Source organism: Methylomonas aurea, from assembly GCF_024505045.1.
Classification (GTDB): domain Bacteria; phylum Pseudomonadota; class Gammaproteobacteria; order Methylococcales; family Methylomonadaceae; genus Methylomonas; species Methylomonas aurea.
Window position 1 is genome coordinate 58,099 of sequence record NZ_JANIBM010000009.1, and the last position, 19,583, is coordinate 77,681.

Below are 19,583 nucleotides of genomic sequence, written 5' to 3' on the forward strand. Positions count from 1 at the left end.
GATTTTGCCAACTTAGCGGATACTTGGACTATGAATTTAACGATTAAACCCGCCAATCCGCAGGGCAAGGGCGCGGTTGCGATACTGGACAGTTTGCAGGAAGCCAAGAGGCAACTGGTCGCACCCGCCAAAAACGTTCAGCAGATCGGTAGCGATTTGTTTACTTCGCTGTTTATTTTGAACAGTCAAATTCGCTTCAAACCGACTGCCGGGCAAACCTACTGGCTGTATTGCAAAGACGCTCAGTACCGGCTGTCGTTGATCGCGCCGGAACAATGGTCGCCTGCCCAATCGGGACGCTATATCGGCGCTTGCCAATTACAATCCGATTTAACCTGGACCTTGGCGTTATCCGCCGATTGCGCCGCTGACCGAACGTTCCTCCAGGAAATCGCCGACCGCCGCCGCCAACTCGAGCAGAAACTGCAACAGGCCGAAACCCTCGACGACGCCCTGCCGGTCTACCTGGAAACCCTGCCTTACTACTCCCGCGTCCTCGCTTCGGCATTGGCTTATTCGCTGAAACAATCGATGCAAAAATCGGGAATTTCCGGCTTGAGTTACCGGCAGGCGCAACAGCGATTGCTCGAAGCAAACGATTGAGCGACATGTCTCAGTGGCGGATCGCCGGGATGGGTGTAAAGAGTTAAATGCTGCCCACGACCGAGGCTGTGAAAAAACGCAAAAATAATATTCAACAATTAAATTTTCTCTCGCTTCTGGAAGCCTCTAAAACTACGTCGCTGGCTGAGACAAACCCAACCGATCGCCAACACAGGCAAAACCATGTCCGGCAACGAAGCGGAGCGCATCAAAGCATTGGAGCGCGAAGTCCGCGAGTTACGCCAGAACAGTTGCGGAAAAAACCGCGAAGCCGTCGAATTCGCCGCCTTGACCCTGGGCGATTGGTTCAATCATCGCCGGCTGTTGGGATCGAATAACGGCCGAAACCGAAGCAAAGTACCATCGACACTTTTCCGAGTCGGCCCTGGTGGCGCGACTCAACCGATAGCCTTCCAATTTCCGAGCATTGCAACGGAATTTAAATCGATTTCAATAAAGCTTAATTTGAACGGATATGGCCGCTTCATCGAGTCTTGAGGTCATTTCCAACCGAAGAATGCGCATGGCCGAAAAAACTAACGCGGCATGTGCCGGTAGTCGCTGGGCGTACAGCCGTAGTGGCGTTTGAAGGCACGGCTGAAGTGGGACATGTCGTTAAATCCCCAGCGCAGGGCAATTTCGGTCAAACTGCGGCCGGCATGTTGTTCGGCCCGCAGTTCTTCGGCGCAATGTTGCAGACGGCGCAGCCAGACGTAGCGCATCAGCGAGGTGTTTTCGCCGTTGAACAGCGCGTTGAGGTAGCGCGGCGACAGGTGCGCAGCGCGGGCTATTGTTGCGCTGTCCAGCTCAGGGTCGGCCAGGCGGGATTCGATCAGACGTTTGCTGCGGTTCAGTGCCAGGGTGCGCTGGTCGGCCAATTCGAATCGGCCGGGCCGTAGCGTGTTCAATGTCAACGCCAGCAAATCCATAGCCTGGCCGGCCAGCGGCGCAAACCGGGCGGTGTCGATGCAATCGGCTTGGCGTGCAGTGCTGCGCAGGAAATCGGCGGTTACCGCGCCGAGGCCGTCGCCGCCGGGAATCCGCAACGCCGAACAGTGCTCGACGCCTGGCAAGCGTTGTTTCAACAGTTGGCGCGGAATCGATACCAAGAGTTTGGCAAACGGCTCCGGGCAGTCGATCCGGTGCGGCCGGGTGGCGTCGTATAGCGCGATATCTCCGGCCTGCAGTTCCGCCTCGCGGCCGTCCTGCTGCAACCGGTAGCGGCCGCTGAGCAAGACCACCGCGAAATAAGCATCCTGGCTGGCGGTTTCAGGCTCGCTCGGCGGGCAGTGCAAGCCGATGCTGTTGGAGCGGATCGCCGACAGCCGCAGTTCCCGCCACGGGTAAATCGTCATCTCGTTGAACAGCTCGGCTTGCTTCGGCGGCGTGATCCGGACCTTGGCGTACTCGCGGCCGATCACCTCGTGTAACCAGTCCCGCCGCTGTGCCGGCGGCAGGTCGGCGGTCGATAGGCGTAACGCCGGATTGGCGGATGGATTCACGGTATAGCTCCATAAATTCGATGTGCCCATGATAGCCGCGCCGGCACCGTTGCAGTCAAGCGATAGCGCCGTCCCGGTCAAGCCGGCCGCGCGCCTGGCGGCTAGGATAACCGCATCGATTGATAGAACCGATGGAGGAGAAGATGGCTACGAACAAGTCGGCATCCACCGACATATTGTTGTTGAGAGGCGCGGCGTTATGGCTGTTGGCGGCGTTGCTGCTGGCCTGGTGTCTGGTTGGCTTGAACCTGGAACTGGCACCGCTGCAGGCGTTGTTCCCCGGCAAGCCTGCACGCTTGTTGCAGGCGCATTTGGACTATTTGCTGATGAGCGCGTTGCTGTTCGGCTTCGCGGCGGCCGGCATCGGCTTGCCCCGGTTGGTGGCGTGGGCGATGGTGGTCGGTGCCTGCACCAATTCCAGCCTGTTCTTGTTGATGGCGCTGTTTCCGCACCTGGACGGCCCACAGCCGCAAGCGGACGGCTGGTTGCTGCTATTCAAATTCTATACCTTTGCCAGCATTGTCACGACCAGTTACGGCTTCGGCCGCGCCGCCTGCTGCTTGCTGGCCTGGACCCGGCAGCGGCCGGGCGCGGCTTAAGCGGCGCTTGGTCGGCCGGCAGCGAAAAACGGCCGAGTCGCGAAGATACGGTCGGCAAAGCGTTTGCCTTGCCAGGATAACGTACGTTTCAACACGAAATCGAAGCGAAACGGATGGTAGTCCTGCAGTGTTTCCAGCGGTGCTATCGCCGTTTCCGGCAACAGGCCGGCCTCGGCTAAGGCCGGCACCGAAATCAACGGCAAGATGCCGGTGAGCGGGTAATCGGAGCCGAACAGTAGCCGGTCATGCCAGCCGGATTCGCTGAGCAGGGTTTTGATGACCTCCGGGTCGCGGTTGCGCAGCACGATTGCGGAAATGTCGCCGAGCAGTTGGCCCTGCCATTGGCGCTCGCTCATCAGCTGAGCGAACAAATCGAAACTTCTGACTTCACGGCCGTCCGCATCGACATCCTGGCCGATTGTGGCGCAATGGGCGATCACGACTCGTACTCCGGCGTCCAACGCCCGCCGCAAACGCAACGGATTGCCGAATAGCGGTTGGTCGGCGCCGTGCAAGGCCTTCTCTTCGCCGCCGTGGGTGATGATCGGCAGGTTCAATGCCGCCGCAGCTTTATAAAACCGGTCGCACAGCGGCGAGGCCGGATCGATGCCCATCACCGGCGGTAGCCATTTCACCGCTCGCGCACCGTTGGCGGCGGCTTGCTGCAGGGCTTCGACGCAATCGGCGCGGTAGGGATGGATGCTGGCGACCCACTCGAAGCGATCCGGACAGGCCTTGGCCAGGCGTTGCGCGTATTCGTTCGGCACGAAAAACGCCGTATTGGCGTGGTCCGGGTCGCCGGTGGCGCCGTGGGCGCGGTCGAAGGCGTATAACATGGCCTTGGCGCCTTTGGGCATTGTGTCCATCAGGGCTCGCAGCCGATCGACGAAGGCCTGGTCTTGATTGGTGTCCGGAATGCAGGCGGCATTGGCGTAAGCCCAATGCTGCAGGGTTTGAATCGGATGTCGCAGCGGCGCATGCATGTCCGGCGTTTGGGTAATGCCGCTGCCGCCGTCGCCGGAGCCGACGATATGGGTATGGCAATCCCACCAATCGGCCGGATCGATACCTTGCCAGGCGGTTTTTTCCAACTCCAGCATCGGCGTTTCACTCGGATTCAGACAAGAGTTATTTAGACGGAACAGAGCATTTGCCGCCGGGCTCAGCGCCGCCAGACCGGTCGCGGCGATTTGCAGGAAACGGCGCCGGCTTGGGTGGTGTAGGACGAAAAGCGAATCGATAGTCATGTCGGATGTTGACGGTTGCAAGGCTGACGGTGAATGAACGCAACGGTTAGGGGCCGCACACGGCAAATATAGTCCGGCTTACAAATTCCGTTGCGTTTACGCAAGCTGATTTGCTGTCGAAGGATTTTCCGCGCTATCCGTTGACGCTTGGCGTAACGGCAAGCTTTGCGGCGCAAGCGGCCATCTCAGTCGGCGAGCCCTGCAGCAGGTCCAGTGCAAAGCGGGTGGCCTGGGCCAGATTGGCCTGAGCGGCCGGGCTCAAGGCTTCGCCCAGTTCGAAACTATGGCCGCCGATGCTGAGCAGGTAAGCTGGCGGCGGTAGGCCGTGGAGCGAGCGGTAAACGCCGAGCAATGCCGCCGGACTCAGCGCGTGGGTGGTATGGCTCAGGGCCGGTGCCGGCGTCAGCATGGTGAATTCGAAACTCGGCTCCCGAACCGACGCGTCGATGAAAATCACCAGCTGCCGGTCCTGCAAGTCCAGCGAGTGTTCGATCTGCAGTTGAAAATCCGTGACCGATTCGACCAGGTCCGGATCGACATGCTCAGCCAGCGCGTCGAGCAATAGCGGCCCCAAGGCGTCGTCGCCCCGGCTCGGATTGCCGCAGGCCAGCAGCAAAACCGGTTTGGCCGCCATCAAACCGCGTCGCCGCGGGCGAATTCGCCGTTGCTGTGTCGAATCAAGCGATCGATGACTTGGCCGTCGGCATCGACCAATTCCACTTGCAGCGGCATCTTGCCGACCGCGTGCGTCGCGCAGGATAGGCAGGGGTCGTAAGCGCGAATCGCCACTTCCAACTGGTTCAGCAGCGGTTCGGTCAACTCGCGGCCGGATAGATATTCGGCGGCGACCTGGCGTACCGATTCGTTCATGCCGGTGTTGTTGCTGGTGGTGGAGACGATCAGATTGGCCTTGGTGACGATGTCGTTGTCGTCGACTTGATAATGGTGGAACAAGGTGCCGCGCGGCGCTTCGATCACGCCGATGCCTTCGTAACGCTTACTGCCTTGGGCGACCAGATCGCTGCTCAGCAAATCCGGATCGGCCAGCAGTTGCTCGATGCGTTCGGCGCAGTGCAGCAGCTCGATCATCCGCGCCCAGTGGAATGCCAGCGTGCTATGCACCAAGGCCGGATCTGCCAGGTGTTGCTTGAATTCGACTCGGGCCGCCTCGGCCAACGGCGTGTCGATGAAGTCGCAGTTGTTGACTCGGGCCAGCGGCCCGACCCGGTACCAACCTTCGGCTTTGCCCAGTGCGCTCAGGTAGGGGAATTTCATATAAGTCCACGACCGCACTTCCTCGCGAATCAAATCCTGGTAGTCGCAGTAATCGTAATGGTCGAACAGCGTCGCGCCGTCGGCGTTTTTGGCGCGAATGCCGCCGTGGTAAAGCTCCAGTGCGCCGTCGGCGTTGACCAGGCTCAGGTAATTGCTGCGGATCGTCGCGAATTGGTCGTTAAACGGCCGATTGGCGCCATGCAAATGCTTGACCAATGCCACTGCCGCCTGCGCCCAATCCATAATCTGGCCGATGTCCTGCAACAAATAATCGCGCTCCTCGCAGCTCAGCGGCTTGTTCATGCCGCCCGGAATCGCGCCGGTGCCGTGCACGCGTTTGCCGGACACCATGCGGATCACTTCCTGGCCGTATTTGCGCAACTTGACGCCCTGCAAGCCGATGTCGGGATGGTCGGCCAGCACCGCGACGACGCTGCGCTGGCCGATCTCGCTGTCGAAGCCGAACAGCAAGTCCGGACTGGACAGGTAAAAAAAATGCAGCGCATGCGATTGCAGCACTTGGCCGAAATGCAGCAGCCGGCGTAGTTTGTCGGCGGCCGGCGGCAGATCGGCCGGATCGACGCCGACCAGTTGGTCGATGGCTTTGGCCGCCGCCAAGTGGTGGCTGACCGGGCAAATGCCGCACAGCCGTTGTACCAGTACCGGCAGTTCCCAATAGGGCCGGCCCTGAATGAATTTCTCGAAGCCGCGAAACTCGACGATATGCAGCCGGGCCTGTTGCACCCGGTTCTGGTCATCCAGCAACAAGGTGACTTTGCCGTGGCCCTCGACCCGGGAGACCGGATCGACCGCGACCCGCTTTAGGCCGGCGGGATTGGCGGCAGTTTCCAAATGTTCGTACATAACGGTTCCTTATCAGTCGTAATGGACTAATTCATAAGGCAAGCTCGGTTCGCGGCCTTCGATCAGCGCGCTCAGGAAAGTCCAGAACACGTCGGCGGACGGCGGGCAGCCGGGCATGAAGTAATCGACCTTGACGATCTCGTGGATCGGATGCACCTTGTCCAGCAACAACGGCAACTCCGGATCGTTGGGGATTTGCGGGTTGTCCACGCCGATGCCGTCGCGGTAGGCTTCCAGCAAACAGGCCTCGACCGAAACGAAATTTCTTAACGCGGGCAGACCGCCGTTGATCGCGCAGGCGCCGACCGCGACCAACACCTTGCAATTCTTGCGGAATTCGCGCAGCACGTGCACGTTCTCCGAATTACAGACGCCGCCTTCGATCAGGCCGATGTCGCACGGCCCGCAGTGTTCGATGTCGGTCAGCGGCGAGCGGTCGAATTCGACCACTTCCGCCAACGCGGTAATCCGCTCGTCGATATCCAGAAACGACATGTGGCAGCCGAAGCAGCCAGCCAGCGAGGTGGTCGCGATTTTGATTTTATTGCTCATGGTCATCCTGCATCGACAGCGCGACTTCGCTGATTTGGTGCTGGTCGTACAGGCGTTGGCCGATCGGCAACTGGTAGCCGCTACGCTTGATCAGAATCGCGCCGGTCGGGCAGACCCGGGTGGCTTCGTCTTCGACGCTGATTGCGCTATCTTTCAGCTTGCCGCTGGCCGAATTGACGATCAAGCGCTTGTTGATGCCGCGCCCGGCGATGGCGAACACGTTTTTGCCGTCTTTATCCCGGCTGGCCCGGACACAGAGATTGCAGAAAATGCAGCGGTTGTGGTCCAGCAAAATATCCGGATGCGAGGCATCCACTTCCCGCTGCGGGTAGAAATGCGGGTAGTGGTTGTCCAGCATGCGTAAATGGTAGGCCACGCCTTGTAGTTGGCAATTGCCGGACTTTTCGCAGGACGGGCAGAAATGGTTACCTTCGACGAACAGCATCTGGGTTAGCCGCAACCGGTCCTGTTTCAGCTCGGGAGTGTCGCTGACCACGTTCTGGTTGGCTGCCGCCGGAAAGGTGCAGGCCGACGTTTTGCGGCCGTTGACGAACACCGTACACAACTTGCAGCTGCCGTGCGGCGCGTAGCCTGGTCTGTGGCACAGGTGAGGAATGTAGATGCCGGCACAACGCGCGGCTTCGATCACGCTTTGCCCTTCCGCGAACGGAATGGTCTTGCCGTCTATGGTCAGCGTGCCGCTCATGTCAATTCTCCACTTGGTTCAAATGCGCAGCGGCATCGTCGCGCTGCGCCAGGCGCCGTGCCGCCGCCAACGTCGCATCCAGATCGAAGCCCGGCGCGAATTCCTTGGCTTTCAATTGTTGCAGGTAGAGCTCCGGATAACTCAGCAGCGTGGTCAAGATCGGATTGGCGGCCGATTCGCCCAAGCCGCAATGGCTATTGTTTTTGACCACTTCGCATAAGGCGCTGAGCTGTTCCAGGTCTTCGGCGGCGCCGTGGCCGTCGGCAATTTTTGCCAACTGGTTTCTCAGCAACGCAGTGCCGACCCGGCATGGCGTACAAAAGCCGCAGCTCTCGTGGGCGAAAAAGTCGATAAAGTTTTGGGCGATGGCGAAAAGGTTGCGGGTACGGTTGAACACCATGAACGAACCTGCCGTCGACAGATCTTCGAACGCCACGACCCGATCCAGTTCCCGATTCGAAATAAAGGTGCCGGACGGACCGCCGACTTGCACGCCCATCACCTCGTCGGCGCCGCAATCCTGCAGAATCTGGCGCACCGTGGTGCCGAACGGGTATTCGTAAATCCCCGGCCGCCGGCAGTCGCCGCTGATGCTGAGTAATTTGGTGCCGGTCGACTGCGGCGTGCCGATATCGGCGAACCATTGTCCGCCTTGAATAGCGATGTGGGTGGCGGCGAAAAAGGTTTCTACGTTGTCGACCACGGTCGGTTTGCGCTGGTAGCCGCATACCACCGAATTGGGTGGCTTGGTGCGCGGGATGCCGGGCTTGCCTTCCAGCGATTCGATTTGGGCCGAGGCCTCGCCGCAGATGTAGGCGCCGGCGCCCATGCGGATTTCGATGTCGAAATCGAAGCCTTCCCGGCCCAGGATCGCCTTGCCGAGCAAGCCTTGCTCGCGCCGGGCTTGCAGCACGGCCAGCAGTTTATCGCGCAGGAATAGGTATTCCGCCCGCAGGTAGACCAGGCCGTGGCTGGAGCCGATGATCGCGGCGCAGACCGTCATGCCTTCGAAGACTTGGTCGGCGTAAAGGTCGAGCAACATGCGGTCTTTGAAGGTGCCCGGCTCGCCCTCGTCGGCATTGCAAATCACATAGCGCGGCGTGGCCGTTTGCTGCGAGCAAGTGCGCCACTTCAACGCGGTTTTAAAGCCGGCGCCGCCGCGGCCGCGCAAATGGGACAGGTCGACTTCGGCCAGAGTTTCGGCCAGGCCGCGCGCGAAAGCGGTCTGGAGCGCCTCGCCGTTGCTGAACGGCTGTTTCAACAGCAAGTCCGCGCGGTAAATCGGTTCGTCGACCTGGAACATCTCGGCAGGCCAGTCCGCCAGCGGCACTTGCTTTTCGATCAACTCCGCTACCGCAGCGATTTTTGCCGGGATCAGGCGCGGCAGCGGGTAGCCGTTAACCAGACCGGCCGGGCCCTGGTCGCACATGCCGGTGCAGGAGGTGCGGTTCAGGCTGACCAGACCGTCGCCGCGCACGCCGCCGACCTCGACCTGCAAGCGCGCGGCCAGCGCGTCCAGAACTTGCTGGTTGCCGAGCATGCGGTCGGTAATCGAGTCGGAAATCAGCAAATCGTAGCGGCCTTGCGGCGTCAGATGCAGGAAACTGTAGAATTCGGCTACCGCGATAATCTGCGTGCGCGGAATTTGCAAGCCTGCCGCGATCAGTGCGATGGCCGATTCCGGAATGTGGCGGAACTCGGCCTGCACCGCGCGTAATATTTCCAGCAACCTGGCCGGCTGAAATTCGGCCTGCTCCAGAACCTTGTCTACAAAAGTCTTCATGGTCTGTTTTTACTTCCCGTTAACGGCAATCGCGGTTTAAATGAGATTGCCAAATCATGGCCGGATCCGGCGTCGCTAAAAACGGGCGTTAACCCAAGCCGGCCCAGCCGACAATTTATCGAAATTGGCGACATTAATAAACCTCCGAAATCGGCAATAGACTGTATGCCGGTTTTGAGCGGCTGCGGCCTTTGCCGTCCGGAGTGCTGCGTGTCGTGCCGGCCGATTCGGCGTTGACCGGACAACGCAAGTCGGGCTAATAATGTCCGGATCGTTCGATAAACAGGCAGGTGAATATGAATCCGTGGTTGTTATTAGCCGTGGCAATCGGCAGCGAGGTGGTTGCGACTTCGGCGCTGAAAGCCAGCGACGGCTTTACCCGGTTGTGGCCGGCGCTGATCGTGGTCGCCGGTTACGCGGTGTCGTTTTTCTTTATGGCGCTGGCTTTGCGCTACATTCCGATCGGCATCGTCTATGCGGTCTGGGCCGGAGTCGGCATCGTTTTGATCGCGTCGGTGGGTTGGCTGTTGTTCGGCCAGCAACTGGATTTACCGGCACTGGCCGGTATGCTTCTGATCGTGTCCGGCGTGGTCGTGATCCGGGTGTTTTCCAAAGCCGCCGACCTGTAGTCGCCAAAAAAACGTGCCGGTCCGGTTTACTCGTCGTCCTGGCAGCCGAAATGGTATTGATAATCGGCCATGGCCCGTTTGATTACTTCGTGTGCTTCTTCGCGATTGTAGACGTGGGTGATTTCGCAGACGTTCTGCTCGCTGGGCAGGTGTTTGTAGGTCAGAAAATAATGTTTCAGCCGGTTGATGTAGGACTCCGGGCAGTCGGACACGTCGCGCCATTGCCGGTAAAACTCGTCGCCTTTCATCACGGCGATGATCTTGTCGTCGGCCTCGCCGCCGTCCAGCAGACGGAAACCGCCGATCGGAATCGCCTGCAGCAGGATGTCGCCGTGGGTCACGCTACGTTCGCTCAATACGCAAATATCCAGCGGGTCGCCGTCGCCCTTGGTGACGTCGCGTCCGGAACGGCTGGCGGCAAATTCGGCGATGCGTTCCGCACAATAACTGCGCGGAATGAAACCGTATAAAGTCGGAATCATGTTGGAAAATTTCTGCGGCCGATCGATCTTCAAATAACCGCTGTCCTTGTCGATTTCGTATTTGACCGTGTCCGACGGCACGATTTCGATGAAGGCCGTGACGATGTCCGGCGCATTGTCGCCGGGATGGATGCCGTGCCAAGGGTGTGCTTTGTGTTTAATGTTCATCAGGATTGTCTGGCTGGGGAGGAAATTGGTAGCCGGCTAGGTTTACCAGGTCGGTGCTAATGCGCAAGCAGGTCGAGGCTGAGCGGGACTGGGCATGCGCGTGGTGCAGCCGGGCCTATTCGGCGGCGACGGTGGCTGGCTTGCGTTTCAAATCCTTATTGAGTCGCTGCAGGCGCTTGACCATCTCCTTTTTCATTTGCTCGCGGCCGATGGAATGCTTCAGGCTGCTGCCGATACCGGCCACCTGATCGGTGGAACTGCGGATCGAGTAGAACACCAGCGTACCGTCTTGGTAGGGCAGGCCGCCGGCTACGACGTGGCTGGAGTTATAGGAATGGCCGACGTAAAACTGGCGGGAAACGATGATGCCGCCGGTTTCGCCCACGACGACGACGCGATGGTTCAAAATCGGCGTCGGCCGGTCTTCGACTCGACGGTTCAACCAGATGAATTGCTCTGATGCGTTGCCGGGTAACGCGGCCGGATAGTTCAGCCAGGCTTGTTGCAGTTCCGGAAAATAACGGGCCCAGGCCTTGCTGTTGATTGCATCGGTGCGCAATTCGGCGGCCGGGTCGGCACTGCCGCCGTCGCGGGCATAAGGGGCAATGCCGTTCAGGCCGTTTTTCTTATACGCCAGCAAACGCTGCAGCAAGAATTCGCGATAGGTCTGGTTCGCCGTTTTCAGCAGCGTTTTGTCGTCGGCGTCTTCCAGTCCGGCTTGCAGGTTTTTCAGGGTTGCCAATTCGGTTTTGGACAGATTGAATTCGTCGCCGGCTTCGGCTGCCAGAAAGGCTTTGGCTTCTTCCAGTTGTTTGTCGGTGAAGGCGAATTTTTTAAAGCTCTCGCTGCTCGGGTTGGCGCCGATCGCGGCACTGGCGATGATGTCGCTTTCGATCGCATTCAAATTGCCCTTCTTGATGTAGTCGGCAATCTGCGCCAACGGCACCGGCAGCAGCATCGCCACGCCTATCGCCAATTCTTTCTGGCTGGTTTCGCTGACGTCGTAACCGACGATTTCGCCGCGTTCCAATTGGGCGATCTGTTCGGCACCGATGCCGAAATTCTGCAAGGCTTGTTGCGGGGACGGCGCGTCCTGGGCCGTCGCCGGCGTAACAGCGAGAAAGCTGCCCAACAGCACTGCGGCAGCGAGTCGTGTTTTGGTCGGCATAAAAACTCCTGGGTGGTCGGGTGCGCGGTTTGCGCCCGTTTCAGCGTTAAGTGTCGGCCATCGGCCGCCGTTTGACAACCGTCAATCGCGGCGTTGTTCGCCGCCGAACAGTTTTGCGATGCTGGAGTCGCTGCGGGCGGTTGCCGGCAATTGCGGCGCAATCAGGTTGGTACCGAACAAGTCCGCGAACTTTTCGGCCGGCAATGGTTTGGAGAACAGGTAACCCTGGCCGAAATCGCAACCGGCTGCGCGCAACAGCTCCAACTGTTGTGGGGTTTCAATACCCTCGGCGACCACTTTTAGGCCCAGTTTGTGGGCCATTACGATGATGGCTTCGCACAGAATCAGGTCGCTGGCGTCCGAAGCCAGATTGCATACGAAACTTTGGTCGATTTTCAGATAATCGATGTCGAATTTTTTCAGGTAAGACAACGACGAATAGCCGGTCCCGAAATCGTCGATCGCTACCTGCACCCCGGCATCGCGGTAGGCGTACAAATGGTCGCGGACCACGTTGTCGGCGTCCAGCAGCAAACCTTCGGTAATTTCGATCACCAACGCCTGGCCGGCCAACCCCAGTGCTTGCAGGTATGCCAGCCATTCGCTGTCGCCGCGGTTATGGCGGGCGAATTGCACCGGCGATTTGTTGACGCTGATTTTGAAATCCGGTGCGTAACTGGCACGCCAGTGGGCGATTTGTTGGGCGGCGACCCGGAATACCCAGTCGCCGATGTCGATGATTAAGCCGGTCTCTTCGGCTAACGGGATGAACTCGGCCGGACTGACCATGCCGCGCTTGGGGTGGCGCCAGCGCAACAGCGCCTCGGCTTTGTGCATGAAACCGGTGGCCAGGTCCACGACCGGTTGGTAGTTCAGTTCGAATTCGCCGTTGACTAAGGCTTGGCGCAAATCGTTGGTCAGCCGCATCCGGTTTTGCGCGACTTGTTCCATTTCGGCGGTAAAGTAGCTGTAGCGGTTGCGCCCTTGCTGTTTGGCGCTATACATGGCCTGGTCGGCGTTTTTTATCAGTTGTTCAGCCGTGGCGGCATCCTGCGGATACAGTGTGATACCGATGCTGACCGAGATATAGGCCAGTTCGTCACCCAAGCGGAACGGCTCGCTGAGGCTGTGCAGAATGGCACGCGCCACCCGGTCGGTGTCTGATTGCGATTCCAGCTCGCCGAGGATGATGGTGAACTCGTCGCCGCCGAGGCGGGCCACCGTATCGACTTCGCGGACGCAGCCGAGCAGGCGTTTGGCGGCTTCCTTCAACAATACGTCGCCCATGCCGTGGCCCAACGTGTCGTTGACTTCCTTGAACCGATCCAGGTCCAGCAGCATCACCGCCAGGCTGTTGCGGTCGCGCGCCGCCTTTTTGATTTCCTGGTTCAGCCGGTCCTGGAACATGCGCCGGTTGGCCAGATCGGTCAGCGGATCGAAATTCGCCTGGCGCCAGATGGCTTGCTCGACGTGTTTTTGCTCGGTGATTTCCGAGAACATCGCTACCCGCCGTTCCAGCTCACCGTTTTCGTTATAGATGCTATTGATGACCAGCCACTCGTGGTAAATCTCGCCGTTCTTGCGTTTGTTCCAGATTTCGCCCTGCCAATGGCCGGTTTGCAACAGCGAATGCCACATATGCTGGTAGAAATCCGGGCCGTGGCGGCCCGATTTCAGGATGTCGGTGGATTGGCCGACCACCTCCGCTTCGCTGTAGCCTGTCAGCCGGGTGAAGGCGTCGTTGATCGCGATAATCCGGTTATTGGCGTCGGCCACCATCACCGCTTCGCCGATCGCCTTATGGATCATCGCCATCAATTGCATTTCCCGTTCCAAACGTTTGCGTTCGCTGACATCGAGTACCGAGACAAACACCGCACGTTGGTTATTGATCTCGATCGGATTCAGGCTGATCTCAACCGGAAACTGGCTGCCGTCCGCGCGCAGCGCCGACAGCGAGCGGTTGGCGCTCATCGGCCGCGCCTTGTCTTCTTGCATGAAGCGCTCGCGCAACGCGGCATGGTTCAGGCTGGCCGGAAACGGCACCAAATCGTCGACGTTACGGCCGATCAAATTGTCGCGGGAATAGCCGAATACCGTTGCCGCCGGCTGGTTGGCGAGCATAATGGTGCCGTTGGCCGCAACCAACAGTGCCGCTTCCGGCGAACCGGCGACGATTTTTTCCAATTGCAGCCATTGCAATTGCTTGCGTTCGGAAATATCGGTCTGAGTGCCGATCATGCGCAATGCCTTGCCGTTGGCGTCGCGTTCGATAACCAGACCGCGGGTCAGGATCCAGCGCCAGCCGTCGCCGAAACGAACCCGGTGCTCGTTGCTGAAGCGTTCGCTCAGATTGTTCAGATGCGCCTGCAAATCGGCCATCAGTTTCGGGCTGTCTTCCGGATGGATCGTGGTTTCCCAATCGCGGAAGTTATTGCGGCTGTCCTGCTCGCTGAAGTTCAGAATCTCCATGCAGCGCGGCGACAAAAACACTTTGCCGGCGGCCAGATCCCAGTCCCAGACCCCGTCGCCGCCGCTTTCCAACGCGAATTTCCAGCGCCGCTCGCTCTCTTGCAGCATCTTCTCGGCGGACTTGCGCTCGCTGATGTCGGTACAAATCCCGCAAATCGCGTAAATATTGCCGTCGGGGGTGCGCAACGGAAATTTGTGGCTCAGGTAAATGTGCGGCGTGCCGTCGCGGTGCGGGATGATTTCTTCGAAAACCAGTGGGTGCCGAGCCTGCAGCACCATCTCGTCGTTGCGGCGCAGGGTGGCGGCGACGTCGGCCGGTAGCAGGTCGCTGTCGAAACGGCCGCGAATCTCGTCCTCGTTCAGGTCGAATATCGCACTAAATTGGCGATTGGCCATTTGGTAGGCGCCGTCCAGCCCCTTCGTGAAAATCACGGTCGGGGTGTTGTCCAGAATGCTTTTGAAACGGGCTTCCGTCGCCGATAGGGATTGGCCGAACTGGATTTGGGAGGAATCGTCCTTGACTAGCTCGATTGCGCCGACGATGCGTTGGTCCGGGTCGTGCAGCGGCGTCTGCACCGAACTGAGCCAGCGGCCGCCTGGGGCCTGGAATGGTGCGTGGCAGACGGTTTCGCCTTGCAGCGCGCGCGCGATCCCGGCCGGAATTTCGGTTCGCGCCAGCCAGGGGAATTTTTCCAGCGGATTTTGGCCCAGACAGTCCGCTTCGCCGACGCCGGTCAGAGTTTGCATGAAACGGTTCCACAGTTTGAAGCGGCCTTGCTCGTCGTAGACGATCACACCTTCGTGCAGCGATTCCAGAATCTGCCGGTTGAACTCGCTGAGCAATTTCGCGGCCCGTTCGGCGCGTTGGTGATTTTCGACGGTTAGAGCCAACAGGATGCCGAGAACGGCGGTGATCAGTAGATAAGACCATTCCAGGTACAGGCCGCTGTCTTGATCGGTACCGGCGAAATAGCCGAGTCCCAACGCGACGCTGAAGACGCCTTGCAGCGCCATGGCCGCGACCAACGGCAACACGCCGGGCAGGCCGAACTTCAACGCACCGTAGCCGATGAAGGCAAACAGGTAGAACGCTTTGCCGAAATCGCCGGGGTGCAGCGGCCAATGCAGAAAAATAATTTGGCCGGCCAAAACGGCTGCGGCCAGATAAGCCGTGCCGTGGCCTAAGCGCCATATGTTCCAGCGGACGACGGGTTGGTAATGCCGCAGCAGCATAATCGGGGTGGCGATTGCGATGCCGAGTATGTCCGCCATCCACCAATGCAACCAATTATCCGGCCATTGTGCCGGGGAGATCAGCCCGAAAAAGCGTAGTGCGGTCGAACCGCAGAAGGCCGAGATCACAGCGGCCAGGCCGCCGCAAAGCAATAAACGCAGGTAATCCTGCGGAGTTTGCAACCACGTCGCCGGATTGCGCAGCAAGGCGCGGCCGGCGACTGCGGATAATGCCGCGCCGGCGGCGATGAACAATGCCGCCGCCGGCGGGCCGCCCGCCCAGACGTTGCCGGCCAGCGCGCCGGCGAAGACGGCAGGCCACCATTTTTTGCCGCCCAGCAACAAGCCGCCCAGGGCAATACCGCTAGCCGGCCAGATGATGGCAACCGCGCGGTGGACCGTGAAAAAATCCAGAGCCAGTTTTGCCGCCAGCGCGTACGCCAGCGCCAGTCCGGTTGCTGCGGCCAGATGGCCGTTGAATGAGAGGGTTAGACGTTGCAAACAATTACCTTGGGTTAAATCGAGAAGCTGCAGCCCGGATGGGCGAAGCCAGTTGTTTATCTCATAAACCGCAAGGTTTTGCCATCGGCCGCGGCGGTAAATCTTGATGAGGTTCCGGCTGCAAATGGGCGGATGCTAAGGCCGGTGCGGCGCGCGGCAGCGGCGTGCCGTCGGCGGAAAGTATCGAAACACTAAGGTTCGACCGGTTTACTGCGCATTCGGCCTGCCCCCTGTCGGCGGCGAGTTCAGAGGCCGAGATTTTCCACTTCGACGCTGACGCTCAATTCGTGGTCCTGGCCGCCGAATATGACGCCTTTCAACGGCGTGACGTCGCTGTAGTCGCGGCCCCAGGCGACGACGATGTGGCGGTCTCCCGGCGTCTGGTTGTTGGTCGGGTCGAAGTCCATCCAGCCCAGGTCCGGCAAATACACCGAAAACCAGGCGTGCGAGGCGTCGGCGCCGACCAGTTTCGCTTGGCCCGGCGGCGGTAGCGTCTCGATGTAACCGCTGACGTAACGCGCCGCCAGCCCTTGCGAGCGGATGCAACCGATGGCCAGATGGGCGAAATCCTGGCAGACGCCGCGCCGATGCTCCAGCACCGTTGCCAGCGGCGTACTCAAATTGGTGAATTCCGGATCGAAGGTGAAATCGCGGTGGATGCGCTGCATCAAATCGTGTATCGCCTCCGGCAGCGGCCTGCCAGCTGCGAACGACGCCTGCGCGTAGGCAGCCAAGTCGGGATCGGCATTGACCAGCGGCGAATCCAACGTGTATTGGCGGGCGTCCAGCGTCGATTCGCCGGTTTCGCTGCGCAGTATCTCCCTGGCCGCCTCCCAGCCGATGCCGTGGCCGAGGTCGGTCTGCCCCGGTTGACGGATGACCCGGACTTCGCTGACCGCCGTGACTTGCAGCGTCAGGTGCGGTTCGCGGATCGAAAACCAGGCCACCTGGTTGCCGAAAAAATCGGTGCGCACCCGGTAGTCGCACGGCGCCGGCGAAATCTGCAATTTGCTGTCGATCACCTGTTGGTTCGGACTCGGCCGCGGCAGCATCCGTACTTCGTTGTAGGACAAGCCTACCGTTTGCTGGTAGTTGTAAGCGGTCGTGTGGGTGATCCTATAGCGCATGGCGAGCCCTCAAGATAGCGATTGCGGTGCGTCGCCGTGGCGAAAATAGGTTGCCGTCAGCGTTTCCGACAGGTTGGCCAACAGCCCGTATATTTTACCGAGTTGGCTGTCCAGCGCTTCGCGTTTGCCGTTTTCGGCGACGCTCTGCAATTCTTCGATGTTGGCGATGTGCAGGATGCAACTGGCTTCCAGCAACAAGCGCTCCTCGGCGTTGATGCGGCGGTTGCCGGCCTCGCGCGGCAGCTTGCCGACGTGTTCCTGCAGCCGGGCAATCTGATAGGCCAGGGAGCGCGGATTGTTCGGGTCCAGCAACAGCAATTCCAAAAAGGGCGTCAGCTCCAGGTTGGCGCGGTAGTGCTGGCGGTAGCAGATCAGGTTGTCGCTGCTGTCCAGCAAGGATTCGATCAGGCGGGTTTCGGCGGCTTCGCTTTGCGGTTCGGCGAATGCAGTGCGCAACAGCGACACCAGTTGCAGGCCGCGTTCCAGGCGGCGGCCGATGTCCAGAAACAGCCAGCCGTCGCCGCGGGTCATACTTTCCATCGCCAGGCCGCTGAAGGCGGACAAGGTCGTCACCAATTGGTCCATTTGCTCCTGCATCGACCACAGCCCCGACTTGCGTAGGCGTTGTGCGGCGGCAATCTGTTCTTCGATTTCGTCGACCACCCGCCAGGTATCCGACGACCACAAGTCGCGCACGGCGTAGGCTGACTGCGCCATGCGGTTGATGGTATCGGGCAGGCTGCCGATGCGGTCGGCATCGGTGGCCAATACCAGCAACTCCGCTTCCGGCGCCTTCAGCAATTCCTCGGCATCTTCGCCGAAGAAACCGGGGTAGGAACCGGTGGTGCCGGTCACGCAACGCAGCAAGGTATGCATGCTTTCTTGGTAATCCGGGTTGTCGCGTTCCGGATTGATGAATAATTTTTTGATCGTGGCCCGGATCAGCCTAATTCCGCCCTCGGCGCGCTCGGCATTGCGGCCGACCCAGAAAATATTGTCGGCGGCGCGGCTCGGTAGTGCGTTGGCGTGGCCGCTGAGGCCGTTATCGCCGGCTTGGGCTACCGAACTAAGCTGCGGTTCGCTGGCGATGACCCAGGTATCCTTGCTGATGCTGCCCATCTGGTTCGTGATCAACATTTCGCCGTAGCTGTGGGCGCTGCGGGTCAAACCGCCCGGCATCAAGGTATAGCCGTCGGCTCTGGCCACCATGAAACAGCGCAACAACGATTGCCGCGGCTGATAACAGCCGTCGGCCAAGCTGGGCGCGGTGGAAAAACTTTCGTATTCCTGGCCGACGTAAAAGGCCGGGCGGGCCTGAATCCGTTGGCGCCAGGCGGCGAGTTCCGCCCGGCTCAGTTTGTGGCCGAACACGGCGTGCTCGCCGGGTTTGCGGTAAATCGGCTTGATCACCAGCCGCGGCAGATTGGCCAACACATAGCTCAGTTCGCGGCTTTGCCCGCACCACCAGGTCGCGATCGAATTCAGCTTCAGCGGCTGGCCCAGGAAGTATTCGGCGATGCCGGGCAGGAAGGCCATCAGGCCGGGGTTCTCCAGCACGCCGCTACCTAAGGGGTTGGCGATGGCGACATTGCCGCGGCGCACCACGTCCAGTAAACCGGGCACGCCCAGTCGAGAGTCCTCACGCAGTTCCAGTGGATCGCAGTAATTGTCGTCGACCCGGCGCAGTATCACGTCGACCCGTTGCAAGCCGGTCAGGGATTTCAGCCAGACGCAACCGTCGCGTACGGTCAGATCGTCGCCCTGTACCAGCGCGTAGCCCAAGTAGGCGGCCAGATAGGCATGTTCGAAAAAGGTTTCGTTCAACGGCCCCGGCGTCAACACCACGACCCGCGGCAATTCGCTGCGCTTCGGCGCCACCGCGTTCAGGCCGGCGCGCAGGGATTGGAAGAATCGCGCCAGCCGGTGCACCTGGTTGTCGCGGAACAGGCTGGGCAGTACCCGCGACATCGCCAGCCGGTTTTCCAGCGCGTAGCCGGCGCCCGACGGAGCCTGGGTGCGGTCGCCCAATACCCACATCTTGCGGTCCGGGCCGCGCGCCAGGTCGGCGGCGTACAAAATCAACTGGTGCTGGCCGGCCAGGCGTACCTGGTCGCAGACTCGCAAAAAGCCGCCGTGGTTGTAGACCAGTTCCAGCGGCAACAGATTTTTTTTGATCAACTGCCTAGGGCCGTAAAGATCGGCCAGGATCAGATTCAGCAATTCGGCGCGTTGCAGCAGGCCGGCTTCGATGTCGAACCATTCGTCGCTGGAGACCAGGAGCGGGACCGGGTCCAGCCGCCAGGGCCGGTTGGCGCCGTCCGGATCGCCGTAAACGTTGTAGGTGACGCCGTTTTCCCGCAGCAGGCGCAGCGCCTCGCGGTGGCGCTGGGAGACTTCCTCGGGGCCGAGCTGGATCAGGGCTTGCATCAGATGCTGCCAATGGGCGCGAATCCGGCCGGTTTCGTCCAGCATTTCGTCGTAGCCGTCGGGCTCTTGGCGGTATGCGGATGCGAAAGATTCGGGCAGGCTGAAAGTGGTCATGGTTCGGAGTTTGCCGGGTTGGCGCAATTTACGCAATCGCTAGTCGCGGTCTCGGCATGCTGGCCGATATGGCAAAAAACGCGAGCAAGAGGCGTGCCGCGCGCCGGTATCCTATCTGCTTTCCGTGCCGG

At 60.2% G+C, this 19,583-nt stretch carries 16 protein-coding genes; 4 read left to right on the forward strand and 12 right to left on the reverse strand.

Going from position 1 to position 19,583, the window contains the following annotated elements:
* Window positions 1–30 precede the first annotated feature (30 nt).
* Window positions 31–603 (forward strand): DUF2452 domain-containing protein, encoded by a 573-nt coding sequence (locus NP603_RS10060; RefSeq protein ID WP_256610738.1) that lies wholly within the window; start codon window positions 31–33, stop codon window positions 601–603.
* Between the two features lie 183 nt (window positions 604–786).
* Window positions 787–1,101 (forward strand): hypothetical protein, encoded by a 315-nt coding sequence (locus NP603_RS22015; RefSeq protein WP_371928822.1) that lies wholly within the window; start codon window positions 787–789, stop codon window positions 1,099–1,101.
* A 38-nt stretch (window positions 1,102–1,139) separates the two neighbouring features.
* On the opposite strand, the gene NP603_RS10070 is transcribed toward NP603_RS22015, so the two are convergent.
* Window positions 1,140–2,135, reverse strand: a complete 996-nt coding sequence (locus tag NP603_RS10070; RefSeq protein ID WP_256610739.1) for an AraC-like ligand-binding domain-containing protein — start codon at window positions 2,133–2,135, stop codon at window positions 1,140–1,142.
* 113 nt (window positions 2,136–2,248) lie between these two features.
* Between NP603_RS10070 and NP603_RS10075 the strand changes: the two genes are divergently transcribed.
* Window positions 2,249–2,704: a hypothetical protein gene (locus NP603_RS10075; protein WP_256610740.1), complete on the forward strand. Its 456-nt coding sequence runs from the start codon at window positions 2,249–2,251 to the stop codon at window positions 2,702–2,704.
* Here the strand turns inward: NP603_RS10075 and NP603_RS10080 are convergent.
* The 6 genes from NP603_RS10080 to NP603_RS10105 form a co-directional block, all read right to left on the reverse strand.
* Window positions 2,701–3,951, reverse strand: a complete 1,251-nt coding sequence (locus NP603_RS10080) for an amidohydrolase family protein (RefSeq protein WP_256610741.1) — start codon at window positions 3,949–3,951, stop codon at window positions 2,701–2,703. The two genes, NP603_RS10075 and NP603_RS10080, sit on opposite strands and share 4 nt — an antisense overlap.
* Before the next feature lie 133 nt (window positions 3,952–4,084).
* Window positions 4,085–4,585: a hydrogenase maturation protease gene (locus NP603_RS10085; RefSeq protein WP_256610742.1), complete on the reverse strand. Its 501-nt coding sequence runs from the start codon at window positions 4,583–4,585 to the stop codon at window positions 4,085–4,087.
* Window positions 4,585–6,090: a Ni/Fe hydrogenase subunit alpha gene (locus NP603_RS10090; RefSeq protein ID WP_256610743.1), complete on the reverse strand. Its 1,506-nt coding sequence runs from the start codon at window positions 6,088–6,090 to the stop codon at window positions 4,585–4,587. Before NP603_RS10090 ends, NP603_RS10085 begins: the two co-directional genes overlap by 1 nt.
* A gap of 12 nt (window positions 6,091–6,102) precedes the next feature.
* Window positions 6,103–6,642, reverse strand: a complete 540-nt coding sequence (locus NP603_RS10095; protein ID WP_256610744.1) for an NADH-quinone oxidoreductase subunit B family protein — start codon at window positions 6,640–6,642, stop codon at window positions 6,103–6,105.
* Window positions 6,632–7,348: a 2Fe-2S iron-sulfur cluster-binding protein gene (locus NP603_RS10100; RefSeq protein ID WP_256610745.1), complete on the reverse strand. Its 717-nt coding sequence runs from the start codon at window positions 7,346–7,348 to the stop codon at window positions 6,632–6,634. The genes NP603_RS10095 and NP603_RS10100 overlap by 11 nt, the downstream gene beginning before the upstream one ends.
* 1 nt (window position 7,349) lies before the next feature.
* Window positions 7,350–9,131, reverse strand: coding sequence for an NAD(P)H-dependent oxidoreductase subunit E (locus NP603_RS10105; RefSeq protein ID WP_256610746.1), 1,782 nt, complete (start codon window positions 9,129–9,131; stop codon window positions 7,350–7,352).
* Between the two features lie 296 nt (window positions 9,132–9,427).
* Between NP603_RS10105 and NP603_RS10110 the strand changes: the two genes are divergently transcribed.
* Window positions 9,428–9,760 (forward strand): SMR family transporter, encoded by a 333-nt coding sequence (locus tag NP603_RS10110; RefSeq protein WP_256610747.1) that lies wholly within the window; start codon window positions 9,428–9,430, stop codon window positions 9,758–9,760.
* Between the two features lie 26 nt (window positions 9,761–9,786).
* Here the strand turns inward: NP603_RS10110 and NP603_RS10115 are convergent, their stop codons facing one another.
* The 5 genes from NP603_RS10115 to NP603_RS10135 all read right to left on the reverse strand — a co-directional run bounded on the left by NP603_RS10115 (window position 9,787) and on the right by NP603_RS10135 (window position 19,452).
* Window positions 9,787–10,410, reverse strand: coding sequence for an inorganic pyrophosphatase (locus NP603_RS10115; protein ID WP_256610748.1), 624 nt, complete (start codon window positions 10,408–10,410; stop codon window positions 9,787–9,789).
* A gap of 115 nt (window positions 10,411–10,525) precedes the next feature.
* Window positions 10,526–11,578 carry a hypothetical protein gene (locus NP603_RS10120; protein WP_256610749.1) on the reverse strand — a complete coding sequence of 351 codons (1,053 nt, stop codon included), beginning with the start codon at window positions 11,576–11,578 and terminating at the stop codon, window positions 10,526–10,528.
* An 81-nt stretch (window positions 11,579–11,659) separates the two neighbouring features.
* The gene (locus tag NP603_RS10125) at window positions 11,660–15,784 is read right to left on the reverse strand and encodes an EAL domain-containing protein (RefSeq protein ID WP_256610750.1); all 4,125 of its coding nucleotides are present in this window, start codon (window positions 15,782–15,784) and stop codon (window positions 11,660–11,662) included.
* Between the two features lie 245 nt (window positions 15,785–16,029).
* On the reverse strand, window positions 16,030–16,911 hold the full coding sequence (locus tag NP603_RS10130; protein ID WP_256610751.1) for a transglutaminase family protein: 882 nt from the start codon (window positions 16,909–16,911) through the stop codon (window positions 16,030–16,032).
* A 9-nt stretch (window positions 16,912–16,920) separates the two neighbouring features.
* Window positions 16,921–19,452, reverse strand: a complete 2,532-nt coding sequence (locus NP603_RS10135; RefSeq protein WP_256610753.1) for a circularly permuted type 2 ATP-grasp protein — start codon at window positions 19,450–19,452, stop codon at window positions 16,921–16,923.
* Window positions 19,453–19,583 lie beyond the last annotated feature (131 nt).